The sequence below is a fragment of the Mesorhizobium sp. P3_B5 genome (assembly GCF_056402815.1).
In genome coordinates this window covers 923016-942219 of sequence record NZ_JBFUGR010000002.1, presented here as the reverse complement: position 1 = coordinate 942219, position 19204 = coordinate 923016, and the positions used below count along the sequence as shown (strand labels likewise).

Here is a 19204-nt window from a genome sequence, read left to right as displayed (position 1 = left end):
CGCGGATCATTGTCGCGCGTAGGACGGAGGAAATTCGCCCCCGCCGCGGGCGGTGAACGGGACAGCCGTAGGAGCGTCAGCATAGCGCCGGCCGCAGGACGGGATGCGGGACCGACTGTCCCCGTCCGCGGTGGTCCGCATGTTTTGCGTCGAAGCCGACCGGCGGAGATCGCTCGCATTCCCGGTTCTCGACAGTCCGGCCGCTGATCGGCGACGATGCGATAGGATTGTCCAACCAGTGCCGAGTGGGCCTGGACGAATTTCGATGAGGTCTTGCATCCGTTCGCCCCTCAATTGCGTGGCAGCTTGTGAATTTCCAGCCTGACAGGCCCTCCCCTGTTACAACTCGTGCAGAAGAGCGCTCGCTCGACCGAACTGAACAGAGCGCCTTTTCCATAGCGTTCGATGAGCCCGGCAGGCTTTACCGTCGCATGGTGCGAACAGGATCTGCACCAGGCCCGCAACACATGCCATTCGCGAAGATCGCCGAGCGCCACATCGAGGCCCGCATGAACGCTGCCATCAATGATGGCCTGCGGTGGGATCTTGACCTCGCCTGGTGTCAGGATTTTCTCCATCACATGCCGACTGTTGTAGTGGATCAGCAACATGCCTGGCCGGCGCCGGATGGCAGCTTGCCAGGCTGCCTGACTCACCGTTGAATCGGGGGAACGCGAAATGGTTTCGGATAGGGCCTGCTCCTCTCGATCCCATACCTCGATCCGAAAATTGTCTTCCGCTGTTTTTGCCATAGCTTCGCCGGCCAGCGCGATTGACGCCGAGCCATGGTCCTTTTCTGCTTCAGATCACGCTGAAATAAGGAACATATTCCTCCCCCGTCAAGGGCAGGCTTGACTCTTTGTTCTCTTTTTGTTCACTATTGGCGGAAATGGCCATAGGAGGCAGAGGCGGCATTGCTCTATGTCGGTCGCAACTGCTTGCTGCCGACTGCACTGGTAGCTTCGGTGGTTAAGAGGATTCCGATTGGATCAGGCTTTCTAGCAGATCAAGCAGCCGGTCCTGCTGCTGGGCACCGTAGCGTTGCTCGATCGCCTCATAGATCGCGGCACGCTCAGGCGACAGGTCCTCGATCAGTGCCAGCCCGGCCGGACTGATGGCGATCAGTGCCCGGCGCCCATCATCCTTTACCCTGTTGCGGGTGATGAACTGCCGCTCCTCCATCGCCTTGATGATGCGGGTCAAGCTAGGCGGCAAGATCGAGGCTCGATTGGCGAGTTCGGTTGCTTCGAGCGGCCCGGTTTCGGCAAGCACCCGCAGCACGCGCCATTGCTGCTCGGTGATGTCGTGTCGGGCAAGCATCGGTCGAAAGTGCGCCATGATCACTTCACGGGCACGAAGCAGGGCCATTGGCAGGGAGCGTTTGGTTTCCGTTATTCGCAAGGAAGACTCCACGAAGGCGCGCATGAGCCCATTGGCAATCACCCGCGAACTCACAGCCAAGTTAGGATGTCGAGCGCACGGGAAAGGATGTTGACCCAACTGCAAAGCAATTGACAATACATCAACAAAATGTAATACGCACGTTAATTAAAGACAGCGTATATGTCCGACTGGAGCGACAGCTTGCCGCACATGGTGATCGACTATTCGGCGAATCTCGACGCCAGGGTAGACATGACGGAGCTCTGCGCTTTGGTCTCGCGGACAATCCTCGAAACCGGCCTGTTCGAGCCGGGCGCGGTCAGGGTGCGCGCCTTCCGCGCTGATGCTTATGCCATCGCCGACCGTCTGCCCGAGAACGGTTTCATCGACCTGAACTTCCGCATTGGCAAGGGCCGCACTGACGAAGAGAAGAAACGCACCGGCGAAGCGATCTTCGCGGCAGTGTCCGAGCATCTCGCTTCATTGTTCACGACGCCGCATTTCGCGCTCTCCCTGGAGATCCGCGAGATCGACGCCGAACTGAGCTGGAAGAAAAATGCCATCCACCCGCGCCTGCGTGGCAAGTGACAGGGCGTGGCAAGTGACAGGAAAGACCTCATGGCTCTAGACGACAATCTGAAGAAGGCCGAGGCCTATCTCGAACGCTTCAAAAAGGGCGGTGTGCTCAACCAGATCGGTGGCGAGGCCGTGCCGGCCGCCGACGGCTCGACATATGAGACGATCTCGCCGATCGATCTGAAGCCGATCGCCACCGTGGCGCGCGGCAAGGCTGAAGACATCGACCGCGCCGCCAAGGCGGCGAAGGCGGCCTTTCGCGACTGGGCGGCGCTTGCCGGCGACGCCCGCAAGAAGCTGCTGCACAAAATAGCCGACGCGATCGTGGCGCGGGCCGAGGAAATTGCCTTCGTCGAATGCATGGACACCGGCCAATCGCTGAAGTTCATGGCCAAGGCAGCATTGCGCGGCGCCGAGAATTTCCGCTTCTACGCCGACCGTGCACCGGAAGCCCGCGATGGCCGCACGATCCGCGCGCCGAACCAGGTCAACATGACCACTCGTGTACCGATCGGCCCGGTCGGCGTCATCACGCCGTGGAACACGCCCTTCATGCTGTCGACCTGGAAGATCGCGCCGGCGCTCGCCGCCGGTTGCACCATCGTCCACAAGCCGGCGGAGCTGTCGCCGCTGACGGCGCGGCTGCTGGTCGAGATCGCCGAGGCGGCCGGCCTGCCCAAGGGCGTCTGGAACCTCGTCAACGGTTTTGGCGAGGATGCCGGCAAGGCGCTGACCGAGCACCCCGATATCAAGGCGATCGGTTTCGTCGGCGAAAGCCGCACCGGCTCGATGATCATGAAGCAAGGCGCCGACACGCTGAAGCGCGTGCATTTCGAGCTCGGCGGCAAGAACCCGGTCATCGTCTTTGCCGACGCCGATCTGGAGCGCGCCGCCGACGCCGCCGTCTTCATGATCTACTCGCTCAACGGCGAGCGCTGCACCTCGTCCTCGCGCCTGCTGGTCGAGGCCTCGGTCTACGACAAGTTCACCGCGCTGGTGGCGGAGAAGGCCAAGCGCATCAAGATAGGCCACCCGCTTGACCCCGAAACCGTGGTCGGTCCGCTGATCCATCCGGTGCATGAGGAGAAGGTTCTCTCCTACATCGAGATCGGCAAGTCGGAAGGCGCCACGGTCGCTGCYGGCGGCGGCAAATTCGCAGGTCCGGGCGGCGGCTGCTATGTCAGCCCGACGCTGTTTACCGGCGCCAACAACCGCATGCGCATCGCCCAGGAGGAAATTTTTGGACCGGTGCTGACCGCCATCCCGTTCAAGGACGAGGCCGAGGCGCTGGCGCTGGCCAACGACACCCAGTACGGCCTGACCGGCTATCTCTGGACTTCGGACGTCACCCGCGCCTTCCGCTTCACCGATGCGCTCGATGCCGGCATGATCTGGGTCAACTCGGAAAATGTGCGCCATCTGCCAACGCCGTTCGGTGGCGTCAAAAGTTCGGGCATTGGCCGCGACGGTGGCGACTGGTCGTTCGATTTCTACATGGAAACCAAGAACATCGCGTTCGCGACCGCGCCACACTCGATCCAGAAGCTCGGCGGCTGACCGGAGACATCAAGATGCCCTTGCCCACACCCAACCTCTACCCGGCCTTCAACATCGTGCGGCTGAGCCATGTCGAACTGGCAGTGACCGACCTCGCAAAATCACGCGCCTTCTATGTCGACACGCTCGGCCTGCAGGTGACCGACGAGAGCAAGGACGCGATCTATCTGCGCGCGCTGGAAGAGCGCGGCCACCATTGCATCGTGCTGCGGAAGGCTGCCAAGCCGGAAGCCCGCGACCTCGGCTTCAAGCTGTTCTCCGACGAGGATCTCGACAAGGCCGAGCACTTCTTCAGAGGCAAAGGCCTGCCGGTGGAATGGGTCGAGCGGCCGTACCAGTCACGGACCTTCCGCACCCGCGACCCGCACGGCATTCCGCTGGAGTTCTACTCGAAGATGGAGCGGCTGCCGCCGATTCACCAGAAATACGCGCTCTACAAGGGCGTCAAGCCGTTGCGCATCGACCACTTCAACTGCTTCTCGCCCAACGTCGATGAATCGGTGGCGTTCTACAACGAGCTCGGCTTTCGTGTCACCGAGTACACCGAGGATGCCAGCAGTGGAAAGCTCTGGGCGGCGTGGACGCACCGCAAGGGTGGCGTCCACGACATCGCCTTCACCAACGGTGTCGGACCGCGCCTGCACCACCTCGCCTTCTGGGTGCCGACCCCGCTCAACATCATCGATCTGCTCGACCTGATGGCGACGACCGGCTACCTCGCAAACATCGAGCGCGGTCCCGGCCGGCACGGCATTTCCAACGCCTTCTTCCTCTATATCCGCGATCCCGACAATCACCGCATCGAGATCTACTGTTCGGACTACCAGACGGTCGATCCCGATCTGGAGCCGATCAAGTGGGACCTGAAGGACCCGCAGCGGCAGACGCTGTGGGGCGCGCCGGCGCCAAAAAGCTGGTTCGAGGAAGGCAGCGTCTTTGCCGGCATCGAGCCGCGCCAGCCCGATCTCTCGGCCTCACCGATCATCGCGCCGTGATGATGGCTACGACAGGCGTGATGGGGAAATCAGCATGACGGCACAGGCACGGCTCGCCACCTTCACCATCGGCGGCAAGAAGCGCTACGGCGCGATCACCGGCAAGGGCGTCGTCGACCTGTCGGCGCGCCACAGCCAGTGGCCGACGCTGCGCGAAGTGATAGAGGCCGGCGCCTTGCAACATCTGGCGGAAGAGGCGGATGCCTTTGCCGCCGATTTTTCCCTCGACGACATCGCCTACGACATTCCGGTCCCCTCCCCGGAAAAGATCATCTGCGTCGGCGTCAACTTTCCCGACCGCAACGAGGAGTACAAGGACGGCCAGGCAGCCCCCTCCAACCCGTCGCTGTTCATCCGCTTCCCGCGCTCCTTCGTCGGCCATGGCGCGCCGCTGGTACGGCCGCCGGAATCGCCGCAGCTCGACTATGAGGGTGAGATCGTCATCGTCATCGGCAAGGCCGGCCGGCGGATCGCCGAGAAGGATGCGCTCGACCACATCGCAGCACTTTCGCTCTGCAACGAAGGCACCATCCGCGACTGGGTCCGCCACGCCAAGTTCAACGTCACCCAGGGCAAAAATTTCGACCGCACCGGCGCCATCGGCCCATGGCTGGTGCCCTACACCAGCGAGGCGCAGATCGCCGACATCGCGCTGACCACCCGCGTCAATGGCGAGCTGCGGCAACAGGACCGCACCAGCCGCATGATCTTTTCCTTCCGCAAGATCATCAACTATGTCTCGACCTTCACCACGCTGGTGCCCGGCGACGTCATCGTCACCGGCACGCCGACCGGCGCCGGCGCCCGTTTCGACCCGCCGATCTGGCTGAAGCCGGGCGATGTCATCGAGATCGAGGCCGATGGCATTGGCCTGCTGCGCAACGGCGTCGTCGACGAGGGGACAGCGCAATGACCCCCGAGCAAGTCGAGGACGCCGCAGCGCGGCTGTTCGAAGCCGAACGCAACCGCCGGCAGATCAGGCTGCTCAGCCTCGATTTTCCCGATGCGACGATGGACGACGCCTACCTGGTGCAGGCAGCACTGGTGAAGCGCAAGGTCGAGTCGGGCCTGACGATCAAGGGCTGGAAGATCGGCCTGACTTCCAAGGCCATGCAATCGGCGCTCGCCATCGACATTCCCGATTCCGGCGTGCTGTTCGACGACATGTTCTTCGACGACGGCGGCATCGTTCCCGCCAACCGCTTCATCCAGCCGCGCATCGAGGCCGAGATCGCCTTCGTCATGAAGGCGCCGCTGTCGGGGCCGGACGTATCGATCGACGATGTGCTCGACGCCACCGATTACATCACCCCTGCCCTTGAAATCCTCGACACCCGCATCGAGCGCGTCAACAAAGAGACCGGCAAGATCAGGACCTTCTTCGACACCATCTCCGACAATGCCGCCAATGCCGGCATCGTCATCGGTGGTCGCGCGTCTGGGCCGCGCGAGGCCGACCTGCGCTGGATCGGCGCCATCCTGTCTCGCAATGGCGAGGTCGAGGAAACCGGCCTTGGCGCCGGCGTGCTCGACCATCCGGCCAAGGGCATCGTCTGGCTGGCCAACCGGCTGCATCAATACGGCATGCAGATCGCCGCCGGACAGGTTGTGCTGTCAGGCTCGTTCGTGCGCCCGGTGGAGGCGCGCCACGGCGACAGCATCGTTGCCGATTTCGGCCCTCATGGAACAATCCGCATCGCGTTCGCCCGCTAGAGCGGCGCTTGAAACAGACTCGCTGTGCCTCGTCACTTCAGCCTATGAGCAAGCTTCAGTCGGTCGAACTCGTCCGCACCGGCCGCATTAGCAAGGCCAAAGCCGAGATGGTGCGGACCGCCCTCACCTTAAGAAGTGGCAAACGACATATGAGCCGTATGGTCAATGGTCCGCGCGTCTGGGCCGTGAGGCCGCCAATCGGCAGGCTCCGAAAAAAGCCAAGATCGCACTCGCCCGAAAGCTCGCGGTCATCCTTCGTCGCATCTGGGCGACAGCACCGAGTCCCGCCGGACCGATAGAGGTGAATCGGCTGCATAGGGGCACTGCTCTCACCTGTAGCGAGCCTAGATCCTTGACGGGACGCTGGGTCGAGTGGAAACCACCATCGGTGGAATGGTCCACGTCAGGCAGAATGGCTCCGAATGACGCGTATTTGCCGCCAATCGCCGCATGAACGGACGGAGATCGTTCGGAGTCCCAGCACCTGGACTTGAATATGGCCGATCGTTAACGAGCGAGAGAAATTGAAGCCCGGACAAAGTGCGGACTTCCTGGGCGCACGCCTTGCTTCCGATACGCGTGCCTCTACCCGTGCTTTGATTAAATGCTGGGGAGACATTGCTGTTAGTCGAAGCGAAGAACGACGGTGGCTTGCTGACAGAGACCTCACCGAAAGGCGCGGCAGTCTTTTGGGTCCCAGCCTATCTTCACATCAACGCCAGGCCGCAGTGGCAGGTCGGATCTTGCGTTGACTGTCTTAATGATGAAGTTCTCCGAGCCCGCCGCGTGAACTTTCACCCGAATATGGTCGCCGTGATAAATCGTATCGAGCACCTTGCCATCGAATTGGTTCATCGGGTCTGGAAAGTCATGGCCCAATAGACAGCGTTCCGGGCGGACCGAAATTATCACGCTATCGCCTGGCGCGAGAGACTCATCGGCGACTGCACGCACAACGCCACCGCCTGACAAGGCAACATCGTACAGTCCGTCCTTGCCGGACTTGGCGACCTTCCCTATCAGCGTATTGTTCTCACCAATGAACCGGGCGACGAACGCGTTGGCGGGACGTTCATAGAGGTCCTGCGGTGTCGAAAGCTGCTGGATGATGCCATCGTTGAACACGGCTATCCGGTCCGACATGGTCAGGGCTTCGGATTGGTCGTGGGTCACGTAGATCATTGTGATGCCGAGACGATCATGCAGCGCCTTGATTTCGTATTGCATCTGCTCTCGCAAATGCTTGTCCAACGCGCCCAGCGGTTCATCCATCAGAACCACTGTCGGCTCGAAGATGAGTGCCCGCGCCAGCGCGACGCGCTGCTGCTGGCCGCCGGAAAGCTGCGAGGGGCGTCGCCCTGCGAAATTGGGCAGCTCAACCATCTCGAGCGCGCGTTTGACCCGGTTGGCGATGTCGGCCTTGGCGACGCGGCGCACCTCAAGGGGAAAGGCGAGATTCTGTGCCACGGTCATGTGCGGGAACAGTGCATAGCTCTGGAACACCATGCCGATGCCGCGCTCATGCGGCGGCGTCTGGGTCACTGGCCGTCCGTCCAGCAGGATTTCGCCTGAGGTGGCATCCTGAAAGCCAGCAAGCATCATCAGAGTGGTCGTCTTGCCGGAGCCCGACGGGCCGAGCAAGGTGAGGAATTCGCCCCTGAGTACGTCGAGGTTGAGGTTTTTGACGACGAGGCCAAGGCCTCCATACGATTTCTGTACATTGATGAACCGGACCAGTGCGGTCTCGTCATGGGCTCGCGCGGGATTTGCCGACAAGTCGCTCATCATATCTGGCTCACGAATTTGCTGACGAGACAGGTCTCAAGGCCTTCGACACCGTTTTCGGCCCCGTGTCCGCTGTCCTTAATGCCCAGAAACGGCGTCTCGGGAAAGGAAATGGTAAAGCTGTTGATCCCGACCATCCCCGTTTCGAGCCCGCTGGAAAATGCCTTCGCCGCGTCTGCGGTCGCGCCGAAACCATAGCTGGCCAGACCGTAGGGAAGCCGATTGGCCTGCTTGATTCCACTTTCGATCGAGTCGATCGGATTGATCAGAGCCACGGGGCCAAACGGTTCCTCATTCATGACACGCGCATGTTCTGATACATCGCACAACACCGTCGGTGAAAAGAAGTAACCGGGGCTGTTACGCCGATGGCCGCCGGCACGCAGGTTAGCCCCGTGCTTTTCGGCATCGGCCACGAGTTCATCCAGCGCAGACCCGCGTCTCGAATGGGCAAGAGGTCCCATGGCCGTATCTTCCAGGAAGCCATCGCCGACCACAACGCCATCCGCAATGGCAGCGAAGCGTTCGACAAACTCAACATAGATCGCCTTGTGGACATAAAAGCGGGTCGGCGACACGCACACTTGGCCGGCATTGCGATATTTCGCCATCGCTGAAAGCCGCACGACGGCATCGATGTCGACATCACGGTCGACAATGACCGAACCGTGGCCGCCGAGTTCCATCGTTGTCCGCTTCATGCCTGCGGCGCAGAGCGCCATCAGATGTTTTCCGACGGGCACCGAACCGGTGAACGATACCTTGCGTATGATCGGGGAGGCGATCAGATACGATGAAATCTCGGCAGGTATACCGAACAGCATGGATATCACGCCCTTGGGAATCCCTGCATCGTCCAGCGCCTGGACGATCGACATGGCACTGGCTGGCGCTTCTTCGGGTGGTTTGAGAATGCACGAGCAACCCGCGGCCAATGCCGCGCCCAGCTTTCTGGCCGGATTGACGGCTGGAAAATTCCAGGGCGCGATCGCCAGCACCGGGCCGACTGGTTCCTTGACCACGAATTGCTGCATCCCTTCGATGCGCGAGGGTATGATCCTGCCGTAAGCCCGGCGCCCCTCCTCGGCAAACCATTCCAGAGTCTGCGCAGCGGCTTCCGCCTCGATACGGGCCTCGGCCAGAGGTTTGCCTTCTTCGAGCGTGATCAGACGCGCGATGCTCTCACCCCTTTCCCGAACGATTGCGGCCGCGCGGCGGATGATATCGGAACGGTCAAGGGGCGAACGTCTCCGCCATAGCTCGAAGCCGGTTGCCGCCGCCGCTAGAGCGGCATCCATGTCGGCCTGAGTTGCCACGGGCAGGTTGCCAAGAACGGCCTCGGTCGCGGGATTGAAGACCGGTATTGACTCACGATCGCCTCGCTCATGCCATTCGCCGCCGATCAGCAAGCGCAGATCGGGATAGGATTGAACCGCTGAAACGGTCCTCTGAGGGTTGTTGGTCATGCTGCCTCGTGCTGTATGGCCATTCCGCAAATAAGCTGGATAAGACCGAGCGGATCAGTCGGTGCGGTATCACCCCGCCAGGCGACATGCTGGTCGGGCCGCGAGAGGACCAAGGCCTTGTCGTAGACGCCAGCAGCGTCCTCCGCCGTGACATCGAGCAACCGGACAGGAACAGCGATCGCGTTCGCTGCGGCCAAGAATGTGGTCACGTCAATCGAAGGATCAAAGCGAAGCAGCGTGTAATCGGGACCCATCGCGTCGTAGAGCGAGCGGCCATCGTCGAGCCAGACGTGAGGGGTCCGGCAGCCCGGAACCGTGGACGGTGTGAAGTCGGCCATGCCGTAGGCAGGTGGTTTTTCTCCGTCATAGGCGATGATGGGGGATTGGTCATAAAAATAGCCAAAGTTCAGCCCGCCGCAGCAATATTGCTGAACGTTGAGGTCATAGGCGAGTTTGCCAAGCGCGGCTCTTGCTCGCTGGCCCTCGGCGTCGTCATCATCGATGTTGTCAGGAACGTCGCCGCGTTGCTTCGACAACGCCAGCGCATGGTTCATCGCAAAATGCGACACCTGCTCGGTGATGGGCAGCCGCTCTTTCTCATGGGCGTCGACAATGGATGCCGGCGCCCAGCCGTTCAGGTGAGCGGCGAGCAGCCAGGCGAGGTTTGCAGCGTCGGCGATGCCGGCATTCATGCCGTACCCGGCCATCGGCACCCATAGATGGGCCGCGTCGCCGCAGATGAAGACGCGCCTGTCGCGGAACTTGTCGGCTACCAGGCGCCGACCGATCCAGTCTTCCTTGCTAAGAATTTCGTACGCGAAATCAGGACCGACGCCGAGGATGGTTCGCAACGCCCAGTCGCGGTCGATGGCTTCAAAGTCTTCCTCGCCCGGCCTGAGATAGTTGTGAACCAGCCACTTCTCCTTGCCGTCGATCGCATAGACATTGCCGGAACGCTGCGGGTTGAGGGAGAATGTCGCCCAAGCGGGCTTCAGGTTGCTGAGCGACAGCAGCGACGGCGCTCTGATATAAGTGGACTGGACGCGCTGCACGACCGCCGTACCGGAAAGCTTGGCGCCAATCGCCTTACGCACGCCCGAACGCGAGCCATCGCAGCCAACCATATAGCGAGCGCGAATGGAGATGGTCTCGCCCGTATCGAGCAGCCGCCCCGTTGCCTGAACGCCATCGTCATCCTGGGTGAAATCATTGATCTGGACACGGTTGAGCAAGGAGAGATTCGGCATCGCCGCGGCATGGGCGAACAGCACCGGTTCGATATAGATTTGGTTGATCCGGTGCGGCGGCTCCGGCGTCGGCCACCATGTGTCAGGGCCGCCGGTCGCCGTATAGCGGTCCTTCCGGCACGGAATTTCGATGCGCGACAATTCCTTGCCGGTGAAGCTCACTCGGTAGGAAATGTCGTTGGAATAGTCGGCCGGCAAGCCGGTTTGCCGCAGCTTTCCGGCAACGCCCAAGCGGCGGAAAATCTCCATCGAACGAGCTGCTATGTGATTGCATTTGACACTCGGCGGCTCCCCCTCATGCCGCATTTCCACCACCAGCGTCTCCACGCCGCGCGACGCGAGATCCATGCCGAGGGTGAGGCCGACCGGGCCGCCCCCGACGACAAGCACCTGTGTTTCTATCGTTCGTGTCATTGCGAATGAATACCTATGGGATTGAAGTGATCAGGCGATCGTCGCCGCCAGACGCCGGCTGCGACGCTGCAGCATCAGGATCACAGCCATTAAAGCGACCGAAATCAGGATCATCAGCGAGGCAGCCGCCGTGATCGTAAGGCGAAAGCCGTCGACACTGGCGGTGAGCATCTGGCGCGGCAGGGTGCGCTGTTCGGGTCCGGCCATGAACAGCGCGATGACGACGTCATCGAACGAAGCGGAAAATGCAAACAGTGCGCCGCTGACCACGCCCGGAAGAATGAGTGGCAAGGTGATCCTGCGGAAGATGAGCAAGGGCGGCGCGCCGAGGCTGGCACCGGCACGCAGATAATCCGGATTGAATCCAGAAAGACTGGCCGAGACCGTCACGATGACGAAGGGCACCGCGATCGCCGTATGCGCCAGAATGAGTCCGATATAGGTGTTGTTGAGCAGGAACGGTGCCGACGCGTAGTAGACAGAAACGCCGGTGATGATGACGGGCACCATCATGGGCGAGATCAGCAGTCCGACCAGCAGGCTCTTGCCGCGGAACGTCGCTTTCCACAGGCCGAAGGCCGCTGGCACGCCCAGAGCCATGGCAAGCGCCGTCGCACACGCGCCGACCAGCAATGAGTTGACAAGAGAGCGGATCCAGAAGGGTGAGGTGAACAGATCCTGATACCAGCGCAAGCTCAACCCATCGAGGGGGAAGCGAAAGAAGCTGCCGGAGTTGAAGGACAGCGGCAGGAAAATCAGGATCGGGGCGACAAGAAATATGCAGGCGAGCGTGGCTACGACAGGAACTCCCCATCGGCAGGCAATCTGCAGTGGCGTGGCCCGGATGCCGTGTGCCATGGTCAGACCACCCCGACTGTTTTGCCGCCAGCAATCGAGCGATAGACGCTGGACAGCAGCACGATTGCTACAAGGAGTATCAGCGAGAGAGCTGCAGCCAGCCCCCAATTGGAACTCTTCGTCACGTAAAAGGCGATGATCGGCGCGATCGTCTGGTCGTTCGGATTGCCGAGCAGCACCGGCGTAATATAGGCGCCGAGAGCCTGGATGAAGACGAGAAGGCAGCCGGACACCACGCCAGGCATAACCAGGGGCAGGTAGACGCGGCGAAACACCGTGAACGGCTTGGCACCCAGCGAGGATGCCGCCCTCAGATAGCCGTCGGGGAACGCTTTCATGACGCTGAAGATGGCAAGGACCATGAACGGCAGCAGAATGTGCGTCATTCCGACATAGACTGCCATACGGTTAAACATGAGGTCGAACGGCGCGCCACCTGCACCGAGCCCCGCAAGCACGGCGTTGACGATGCCCTCGCGTTGCAGGAGGACGGTCCAGGACAGGGTTCGCACGAGTATGGATGTCCACAGCGGCAGGAGAATAAAGATCATCAGAAATCCGGCCCGCCGTGGCGGTGAGCTGGCTATGAAATAGGCGAGCGGGAAGCCGACGATCAGGCAGATGAGTGTCACCCAGGCGGCCATGACCACCGTACGGACAAGCATGCCGACGAAAAGCGCCTTGTCAGGCGCCACCTTGGCGATAGCGCCCTGATCGGTGCGCTTCAAGTCGAGCGCGGCAAGTAGGTTGGCGTCCGTCAGCGGACCGCCGGCGCGCTTGATTGCCGCCCACGTCGCGATCTGGCCCCATCGCGCGTCGATGGCGACGAAGTCCGGCCCCGTCAGCGTAGCGGGCTCGGCCGACACGGCGGTGACCGTCTTGAACAGAAGTGACCGGAAACCCGGCAGATCCGAATTGATGCGGACGGCTGCCTTGGCCAGTGTTTCCGGAGCGGTGGTTTTTAGGTCGTGCTGCAAGCCGGCGAATGCTGGGCTGTCCGGCAGCGAACTTCCGTCGAACTCGCCAAGAGCGGCAATCGTGCGCGGAAGTGCCTGGCGGGCCAGCGGATCCGAAACGCTCTGCCACAGCGTCGCCGCTATCGGCACGAAGAACGTGACGAGCAGGAAAAGGAACAGCGGCGCGACCAGGATAAGGGCCTGCGCGTTCCCGAGCCGCCTGAGAGGGGCCGCTATCTTTGCGAGGTTGGTAAACATGAAACCGAACATGCACACAGTATGGGCACCCTGTGGAGGCGCCCATACTGTGTCATTCTATCATTGGCCGATGAGGGTCGTCATGCGCTGGTTCAGCGCATCGTAATTGTCCAGCCAGAAGCTTGCATTGGACTGGATCGCCGTCTTGATGTTGTCAGGATTGGCCGACAACAACGGCAGCACTTCCGGCTTGACCAAGGGCAGAGCATCGGTGTTCGGAACCGAGATCCCCATCTTGGATGCCAGTTGCGCCTGTCTCTCCGCTTCGGTCGCGAAATTCAGGAAGCTATAGGCCGTATCGAGATTCTTCGCCCCCTTCGGGATCGCCCAGTAGTCGATGTGGCGGATCGAATTGTTGTTGACGACCTTGTTCTTAAGCCCTTCGCCGAGATTGGTGGCGTTGATACCGCTGTCGTAGGTGGCAATGAACACCGCCTCGCCGCTTGCCAGAAACTGCCGCGACTGTCCCGGATTGGTCCACCAGATGATGTTGGGCATCAGTTCCTTGACCTTGGCGAAGGCGCGATCTTGGCCTTCCGGCGTGGCGAGCGTCTTGTAGACGTCGGCCGGCGCAACTCCATCGGCAAGCAGCGCTGCCTCCAGCGTATCGCGTGGGTCGCGATAGAGAGATCTCTTGCCAGGCCATTTTTTGACGTTCCAGAAGTCGGCCCAATTTTGAGGTGCTTCTGAGGTCTTGGCGGGATCGTAGGCGATCGACATGTTGTAGAGGACCTCACCAAGGCCGCAATCGAGCTTGGCATCCGGGATCAGCTTGGCGGCTTCCTTGATCTTGCTGTAGTCGATTTTTTCGAAGAGCCCTTCCTGGCATCCCTGGATCACCTCGACATCTTCCGCGGCAACAACGTCCCACGTGTTGTTGCCCCCTTCGATGCGGGTGCGGATGACGCCGATGCCATAGTCACGGCTGTCTTCCACCAGCTTCACGCCAGTGGCCGCGAAGGGGCTGAAATAGAGCTCCCGGACCATGTCCTGAACGAGACCGCCGAAGTTGGCGACGGTGATCTGCTTTTCTTGAGCACTGACACTTAGGGCGGTGGCTGTGACCAGAGCGGCGCCGAGACACAGTGCCTTGATGTGAGATTTGAACATTTTTTTAGTCCTCCGTTTTGTTGAGTATTCCCCGGTTTTATGTTCAGGCAACCAACACGTTGAGGACGGCCTGACGTCCCTCCTGCTCTACGGCATGCAGGGCACGGCGAAGCGCTGCCGGCAGGTCTTTCGCCTGCTCGACCCGCTCGCCGTAGCCGCCGGATGCTTCGACGATCTTTTCATATTCGGGACTTGGCTCGAGATACGTGAAGACCGCATTTCTGTTCGATCTGGTTTCGCTGTCCGGGTAGACGGACAGCGTGGCGCGCCGAACGGCTGCCCACATGCTGTTGTTCATTATGATGGTCAGCGTCGGCAATTGATTTGCCCGGGAAACGAAATGGGCAGGGGTCGGGTTGCCGAACATGTAGGCGCCGTCGCCAACCAGGCTGATGACGCGTCTTTCCGGCGCGGTCAGTTTTATTCCCAGAGCCGCGCCGAGTGCCCAGCCAAGACCGCCGGAGCTTGGCGCGCCAAAATAGCCGCCACCGCCATCGAGTGCGAGAAGCTCAGTCGGGAATGCCGTCTCGGCGAGAATGGTGTCGCCTTCGCCCGACACGTCGGCCAGGCAACGTGCCACTTGAGCATAGCTTGGCAGTTCGACGTCGGCTACGGCTCGTTCTCTCAGGGTCCTGAACGCAGTCCGCTTGGTATCGAGCCAGGCAATCCTTTCCTCGACCACATCTGCTTCGGCGTGGCTTGCGGCCTGGATCAAACGCATGGCTGTGGCGACATCGCCATCGATCGCCAGGTCAGCCTGAAATCCACGCACGGGATACCGCGAGAAGTTCGGATCGAAGGCCAGGTGGATCACGCGCGTCCTGGCACCAGGACTGTGATGCAGGGGAATCCACGGCACGTCGCAGGACGCAACGATGATCAGGTCGGCTTCCTCAACCAAGGGCCCGGGTTCGAAACCAACGAAGCTTGCATTATCAATATCAAGCGGCATGAAGCGCGGGCGGTGCGCCGCCACCGCAATCGAGTGGGCTCCGGCAAAGGCCGCCAATGCTTGGCGTTCGCGCGCCTCACGACCAAGCGCGCCGGTCACGATGAGTGGACGCCTCGCTTCAGCCAGCCATTTTGCAGCAATGTTGATGGCGTTCTCGTCAGGAGCGGGCGGCGCCACCTGTGGTGAAGTCCGTCCCGGTTCAACAGACACGGGTTCGCCAAAGGTCTCGCGCGGCAAGGTGAGATAGACCGGACCACGTGGATGGGCCGTGGCAATGCTTATCGCCCGGTCGACGACAAGGTCGGTTTGATCTGCCCGACGTAGCTCATAGTCCCATTTGACGACCTCGCGAACCATGGCGCCCTGGTCGAACATCTCCTGAGCCCAGTGGATGAAAGCGTTGCGCGAAGCCAGGGAACCCGTTTCGGTGATCGGGTTGCGGCCGGCACAAAGGATGAGCGGCACCTGTTCGCGAGAGGCGTTGATGAGCCCGCAGATTGCGTTAGCCGTCCCGACATTGACGTGCACCATGACCGCTTGCGGATTGCCAGTGGCAAGATAGGCGCCGTGCGCCATGGCCACCGCAAGATTTTCGTGCGGCACGGTGATCGGTCGAGGAAGGGCGGATGGCTGGGGATGCGTCGCATAGGCCTCGATGATCGCGGCAAAATCCGTTCCTGCATTGCCGAACAGGTAGTCGACTCCACGCCGCTTCAATGCTTCGAGAAAGGCCGTGGCTGCAGTCGTCGCTTTCACCGGTTGCGTGGCGACGATCATACGACGGCTCCGACAGCGCGGGCAGAACGGCGAATGAGCGTCGCCTTGATATCCGTGAACTTGTCGAAGGCGTGCAGCGAGCGATCGCGACCGAAGCCGGACTCCTTGAAGCCACCGAACGGCATTTCGATGTTCACGCCTCCGGCGGCGTTGACGAAGACGCTGCCGGCATGCAGGCGCTCGCTGGCGTGGAGTGCCTTGTCTATGTCACGTGTCCAGACAGCGGCACCAAGGCCGTAGCGTGTGCCATTGGCGATCGCGATGGCTTCATCGAGCGACGTGAAAGACATTACGGCGAGCACCGGCCCGAACACTTCCTCCTGCGCCAGCTTCGAGGCGGGTTCGACACCGACGGCGATCGTCGGTCCAATAAAGCAGCCCTCGGAAGGCCGTTGCGCCTTGCGTCCATCAAGCATCAGGCTCACGCCCTCCTGTCCCTCGGCAACAGCGATTGCCCGGGTAATGCCATCGAGCTGCCGAGCGTTGACCACCGGGCCGAGATCATTGCCTAGATGAAGCGGGGACCCGGTCTTCAGCGTTGCGGCGATTTCCGTGATGCGCTTGACGAAGTCATCGTGAATGGCGGCATCAACCAGGAGGCGGGACGGTGCATTGCAGATTTGTCCCTGGTTGCGAAAGATAGCGCGAGCGGCGGTCTGGGCGGCCTCTTCCAGATCCGGTGCGTCGGCCAGCACGATGTTGGCGGTCTTGCCGCCACATTCGAGACTGACCCGCTTGAGATTGCTTTCGCCTGCGTAGCGTAGAATCCGTCCGCCCACCCGGCCCGACCCGGTGAAAGCGATCGCGTCGACGTCGGGATGGAGTGCAAGCGCGCGACCTGCTTTTTCGCCGCGCCCGGTCACGACATTGAAAACGCCGTCCGGTACCCCTGCTTCACTGGCAAGTTCGGCGAGCCGGATGATCGCCAGCGAGGCGTCTTCGGCTGGTTTCAGGACTACGGAATTGCCACTGGCCAGCGCCGGACCCAACTTCCAGGCTGCGATCATCAACGGGAAGTTCCATGGAACGATGACGCCGACGACTCCGAGCGCGATCTTGGCGACGAGCCCGGTCTCGCGATCCGAGATCGGCAGCATCTCATCGCTGAGCTTGTCGAGCGCCTCGGCATACCAGCGGATGGTGCCGGCAGCTTCGCCGGCATCCATATTGATGGCCATCCCGACCGGCATGCCCATGTCTCTGGATTGCAGAACACCCAGTTCGAACTGATGCTGGGCGATCAGATCGGCGAACCCCAGGAGGATTTTCTTGCGTTCGCGCCGACCGAGCCCGACCCAGCGCCGGCCCGCGAAGGCCCGCCGCGCCGACTCAACCGCGACATCGATATCGGCCGCGTCGCCTTCGGGAAAATCGGTAAGTCTCAGCCCGTCGATTGGCGAAATGCTGTCCATGCGCTGGCCGCTAATGGCCTCACAGGACTTTCCGTCCACGAATGACATGGCCGGCGAAAGGGACTTGGCGGCTTCCGCATTGATGCGTTGTTGAAAATCGGGGTTCGTGTTCATCAAGCGGCTTTCTGGACCCGCTCTACGGCGGCAACTGCCTGACCGATCGTCTCGACGATGGTCGTGACCTGCTCGGCGTTGATCGTCAGCGGCGGCGACAGTATAACCTTGCTGGCCATGACCCGAACGATGACGCCCTTGGTGAGGCAGGTCTCGGCAAAAACCCTCATCTCTGGATCAGCAGGCCCGAAAGACTTCTTGGTATCCTTGTCGCGCACCAGTTCCACGCCCACCATCAACCCGCGGCCGCGCACATCACCGATGATCGTCGACTGCTCTGCAACGGCGTTGAGCCCGTCCATGAGCTCAACTCCCCGCGCGGCTGCGTTTTCAGAAAGCTTTTCACGCACCACGATGTCCAGCACCGCGGTCGCCGTCGCACAGGCCAGCGCGTGGCCAGAATAGGTATAGCCATGCATGATCGGTGCGGGATTGGCCGGGTTGTCCCACGCCGCCGCGACTTTGGCGCTGACCATTGTTGCGCCCAGGGGAATGTAGCCTGCCGTGATGCCCTTGGCGAAACACATGATGTCGGGCTTTACGCCCCAGAGCCGACATCCGAACATCTCGCCGGTGCGACCGAAGCCGGTGACGATCTCGTCGGCGATCAAAAGCACACCATGACGATCGCAGATCTCGCGCAGCAATGGCCAGTAGTTCTCTGGGGGGACAATTACGCCCCCAGCACCTTGGATCGGTTCGGCGATCACGGCCGCCACGGTATGGGCGCCCTGATAGACGATTTCACGCTCCAGCTGCTCTGCACAGATCCGTCCCAGTTCCTGCGGGTCGGTCGTCCACTGGTTGCGGTACAGGAATGGACTGTCGACCTGAAAGAAACCTGGCATCAGCGGCTCGAAAGCCTGCCGGAACGGCGGATTGCCGCCGGCCGACAATCCGCCGAAATGGACGCCGTGATAGCCGTATTTCAACGAGAAGAACTTGGTGCGTTCCGGCTGCCCGGTCAGCTTGTGATATTGGCGCGCGAGCTTGAGCGCGGTCTCGACTGCGTCCGAGCCGCCGGATGAAAATAACACCTTGGCCATCTGCTCGGCCGCAAGCATTTCACTCAGACGCGTCGACAGTTCGATCTGCGGCGGGTTCGAGGTCTTGCCGAAGGTTGTGTAGTAGGCGATGCGGTCGAGTTGCTCGACGATTGCGTGTTTCACTTCCTCACGCCCATGGCCGATGTTGACGTTCCAGAGACCGCCGACCGCATCGAGATAGGACCGTCCGTCGATGTCCTCGACGAACACGCCCTTGCCCTTGCTGATGATCAACGGCGCCGACCTGGCCGTCTCCTGAGGCGAAATCATCGGATGCAGGATGTGCCGCGCGTTGTTGGCCTTGATGAAGGCAGCATAGTTTTTGAATTCCGGGCTCATCGCATCATGTCTCGTTTCAAATAAATCAACACTGGTGTCGATATCGATACGCTATGGTCAAAAGCAGTTCATGTCAACAAAGCTGGCGGGGGATCGAACCCACTTTGTCGGGCGAGTTGCCACGGGCTCGGCTTAGGGGCTGCGCTGCTATCTGGCGAAATCCCAAACCGTCATGCGAACGGCGTTCATGCCGGCTGAACGCCTGAAGTTTTCCCTAAACAATTGCATGATTTACATTCTGCGCGC

16 protein-coding genes are annotated in these 19204 nt (G+C 61.2%); 5 read left to right on the top strand and 11 right to left on the bottom strand.

Features of this window, described 5'->3' with window-relative positions:
- Positions 1–290 precede the first annotated feature (290 nt).
- Positions 291–752 (bottom strand): hypothetical protein, encoded by a 462-nt coding sequence (locus AC1DVW_RS09350; protein ID WP_457152778.1) that lies wholly within the window; start codon positions 750–752, stop codon positions 291–293.
- Positions 753–969: 217 nt separating this feature from the next.
- Positions 970–1425 (bottom strand): homoprotocatechuate degradation operon regulator HpaR, encoded by a 456-nt coding sequence (gene hpaR, locus AC1DVW_RS09345; protein WP_126070414.1) that lies wholly within the window; start codon positions 1423–1425, stop codon positions 970–972.
- A gap of 138 nt (positions 1426–1563) precedes the next feature.
- Between hpaR and AC1DVW_RS09340 the strand changes: the two genes are divergently transcribed.
- From AC1DVW_RS09340 to hpaH, 5 genes are read left to right on the top strand one after another with little or no spacing between them, the layout of a single operon-like run.
- The gene (locus AC1DVW_RS09340; RefSeq protein ID WP_407067897.1) at positions 1564–1971 is read left to right on the top strand and encodes a 5-carboxymethyl-2-hydroxymuconate Delta-isomerase; all 408 of its coding nucleotides are present in this window, start codon (positions 1564–1566) and stop codon (positions 1969–1971) included.
- 30 nt (positions 1972–2001) lie between these two features.
- Entirely contained in the window at positions 2002–3516 is a 1515-nt protein-coding gene (gene hpaE / locus AC1DVW_RS09335; protein WP_477322539.1) for a 5-carboxymethyl-2-hydroxymuconate semialdehyde dehydrogenase, read from the top strand.
- 14 nt (positions 3517–3530) lie between these two features.
- Positions 3531–4511 (top strand): 3,4-dihydroxyphenylacetate 2,3-dioxygenase, encoded by a 981-nt coding sequence (gene hpaD / locus AC1DVW_RS09330; RefSeq protein WP_135867209.1) that lies wholly within the window; start codon positions 3531–3533, stop codon positions 4509–4511.
- 34 nt (positions 4512–4545) lie between these two features.
- Positions 4546–5424: a fumarylacetoacetate hydrolase family protein gene (locus AC1DVW_RS09325; protein ID WP_477322537.1), complete on the top strand. Its 879-nt coding sequence runs from the start codon at positions 4546–4548 to the stop codon at positions 5422–5424.
- Positions 5421–6224: a 2-oxo-hept-4-ene-1,7-dioate hydratase gene (gene hpaH / locus AC1DVW_RS09320; protein WP_477322535.1), complete on the top strand. Its 804-nt coding sequence runs from the start codon at positions 5421–5423 to the stop codon at positions 6222–6224. The genes AC1DVW_RS09325 and hpaH overlap by 4 nt, the downstream gene beginning before the upstream one ends.
- 666 nt (positions 6225–6890) lie before the next feature.
- Here hpaH and AC1DVW_RS09315 read toward each other — a convergent pair.
- Genes AC1DVW_RS09315 through AC1DVW_RS09275 form a run of 9 tightly spaced genes read right to left on the bottom strand, consistent with a single transcriptional unit; the run spans position 6891 to position 18958 of the window.
- Positions 6891–8009, bottom strand: a complete 1119-nt coding sequence (locus AC1DVW_RS09315) for an ABC transporter ATP-binding protein (RefSeq protein ID WP_477322664.1) — start codon at positions 8007–8009, stop codon at positions 6891–6893.
- Complete coding sequence (locus tag AC1DVW_RS09310) at positions 8009–9475, bottom strand: NAD-dependent succinate-semialdehyde dehydrogenase (protein WP_477307776.1); 1467 nt, start codon at positions 9473–9475, stop codon at positions 8009–8011. The genes AC1DVW_RS09315 and AC1DVW_RS09310 overlap by 1 nt, the downstream gene beginning before the upstream one ends.
- On the bottom strand, positions 9472–11136 hold the full coding sequence (locus AC1DVW_RS09305; RefSeq protein WP_457154753.1) for an FAD-dependent oxidoreductase: 1665 nt from the start codon (positions 11134–11136) through the stop codon (positions 9472–9474). Before AC1DVW_RS09305 ends, AC1DVW_RS09310 begins: the two co-directional genes overlap by 4 nt.
- A gap of 30 nt (positions 11137–11166) precedes the next feature.
- Entirely contained in the window at positions 11167–11994 is an 828-nt protein-coding gene (locus AC1DVW_RS09300) for an ABC transporter permease (protein WP_477322533.1), read from the bottom strand.
- A gap of 2 nt (positions 11995–11996) precedes the next feature.
- A complete protein-coding gene (locus AC1DVW_RS09295) occupies positions 11997–13208 on the bottom strand; it encodes an ABC transporter permease (RefSeq protein WP_477322531.1) in 1212 nt (403 codons plus the stop codon).
- 60 nt (positions 13209–13268) lie between these two features.
- Entirely contained in the window at positions 13269–14318 is a 1050-nt protein-coding gene (locus AC1DVW_RS09290; protein ID WP_126070422.1) for an ABC transporter substrate-binding protein, read from the bottom strand.
- 43 nt (positions 14319–14361) lie between these two features.
- Positions 14362–16047, bottom strand: a complete 1686-nt coding sequence (locus AC1DVW_RS09285; RefSeq protein ID WP_457154291.1) for a thiamine pyrophosphate-requiring protein — start codon at positions 16045–16047, stop codon at positions 14362–14364.
- Positions 16044–17573, bottom strand: coding sequence for an aldehyde dehydrogenase family protein (locus tag AC1DVW_RS09280; protein WP_477322529.1), 1530 nt, complete (start codon positions 17571–17573; stop codon positions 16044–16046). Before AC1DVW_RS09280 ends, AC1DVW_RS09285 begins: the two co-directional genes overlap by 4 nt.
- Positions 17573–18958: an aminotransferase class III-fold pyridoxal phosphate-dependent enzyme gene (locus AC1DVW_RS09275; protein WP_457154909.1), complete on the bottom strand. Its 1386-nt coding sequence runs from the start codon at positions 18956–18958 to the stop codon at positions 17573–17575. The genes AC1DVW_RS09280 and AC1DVW_RS09275 overlap by 1 nt, the downstream gene beginning before the upstream one ends.
- Positions 18959–19204 lie beyond the last annotated feature (246 nt).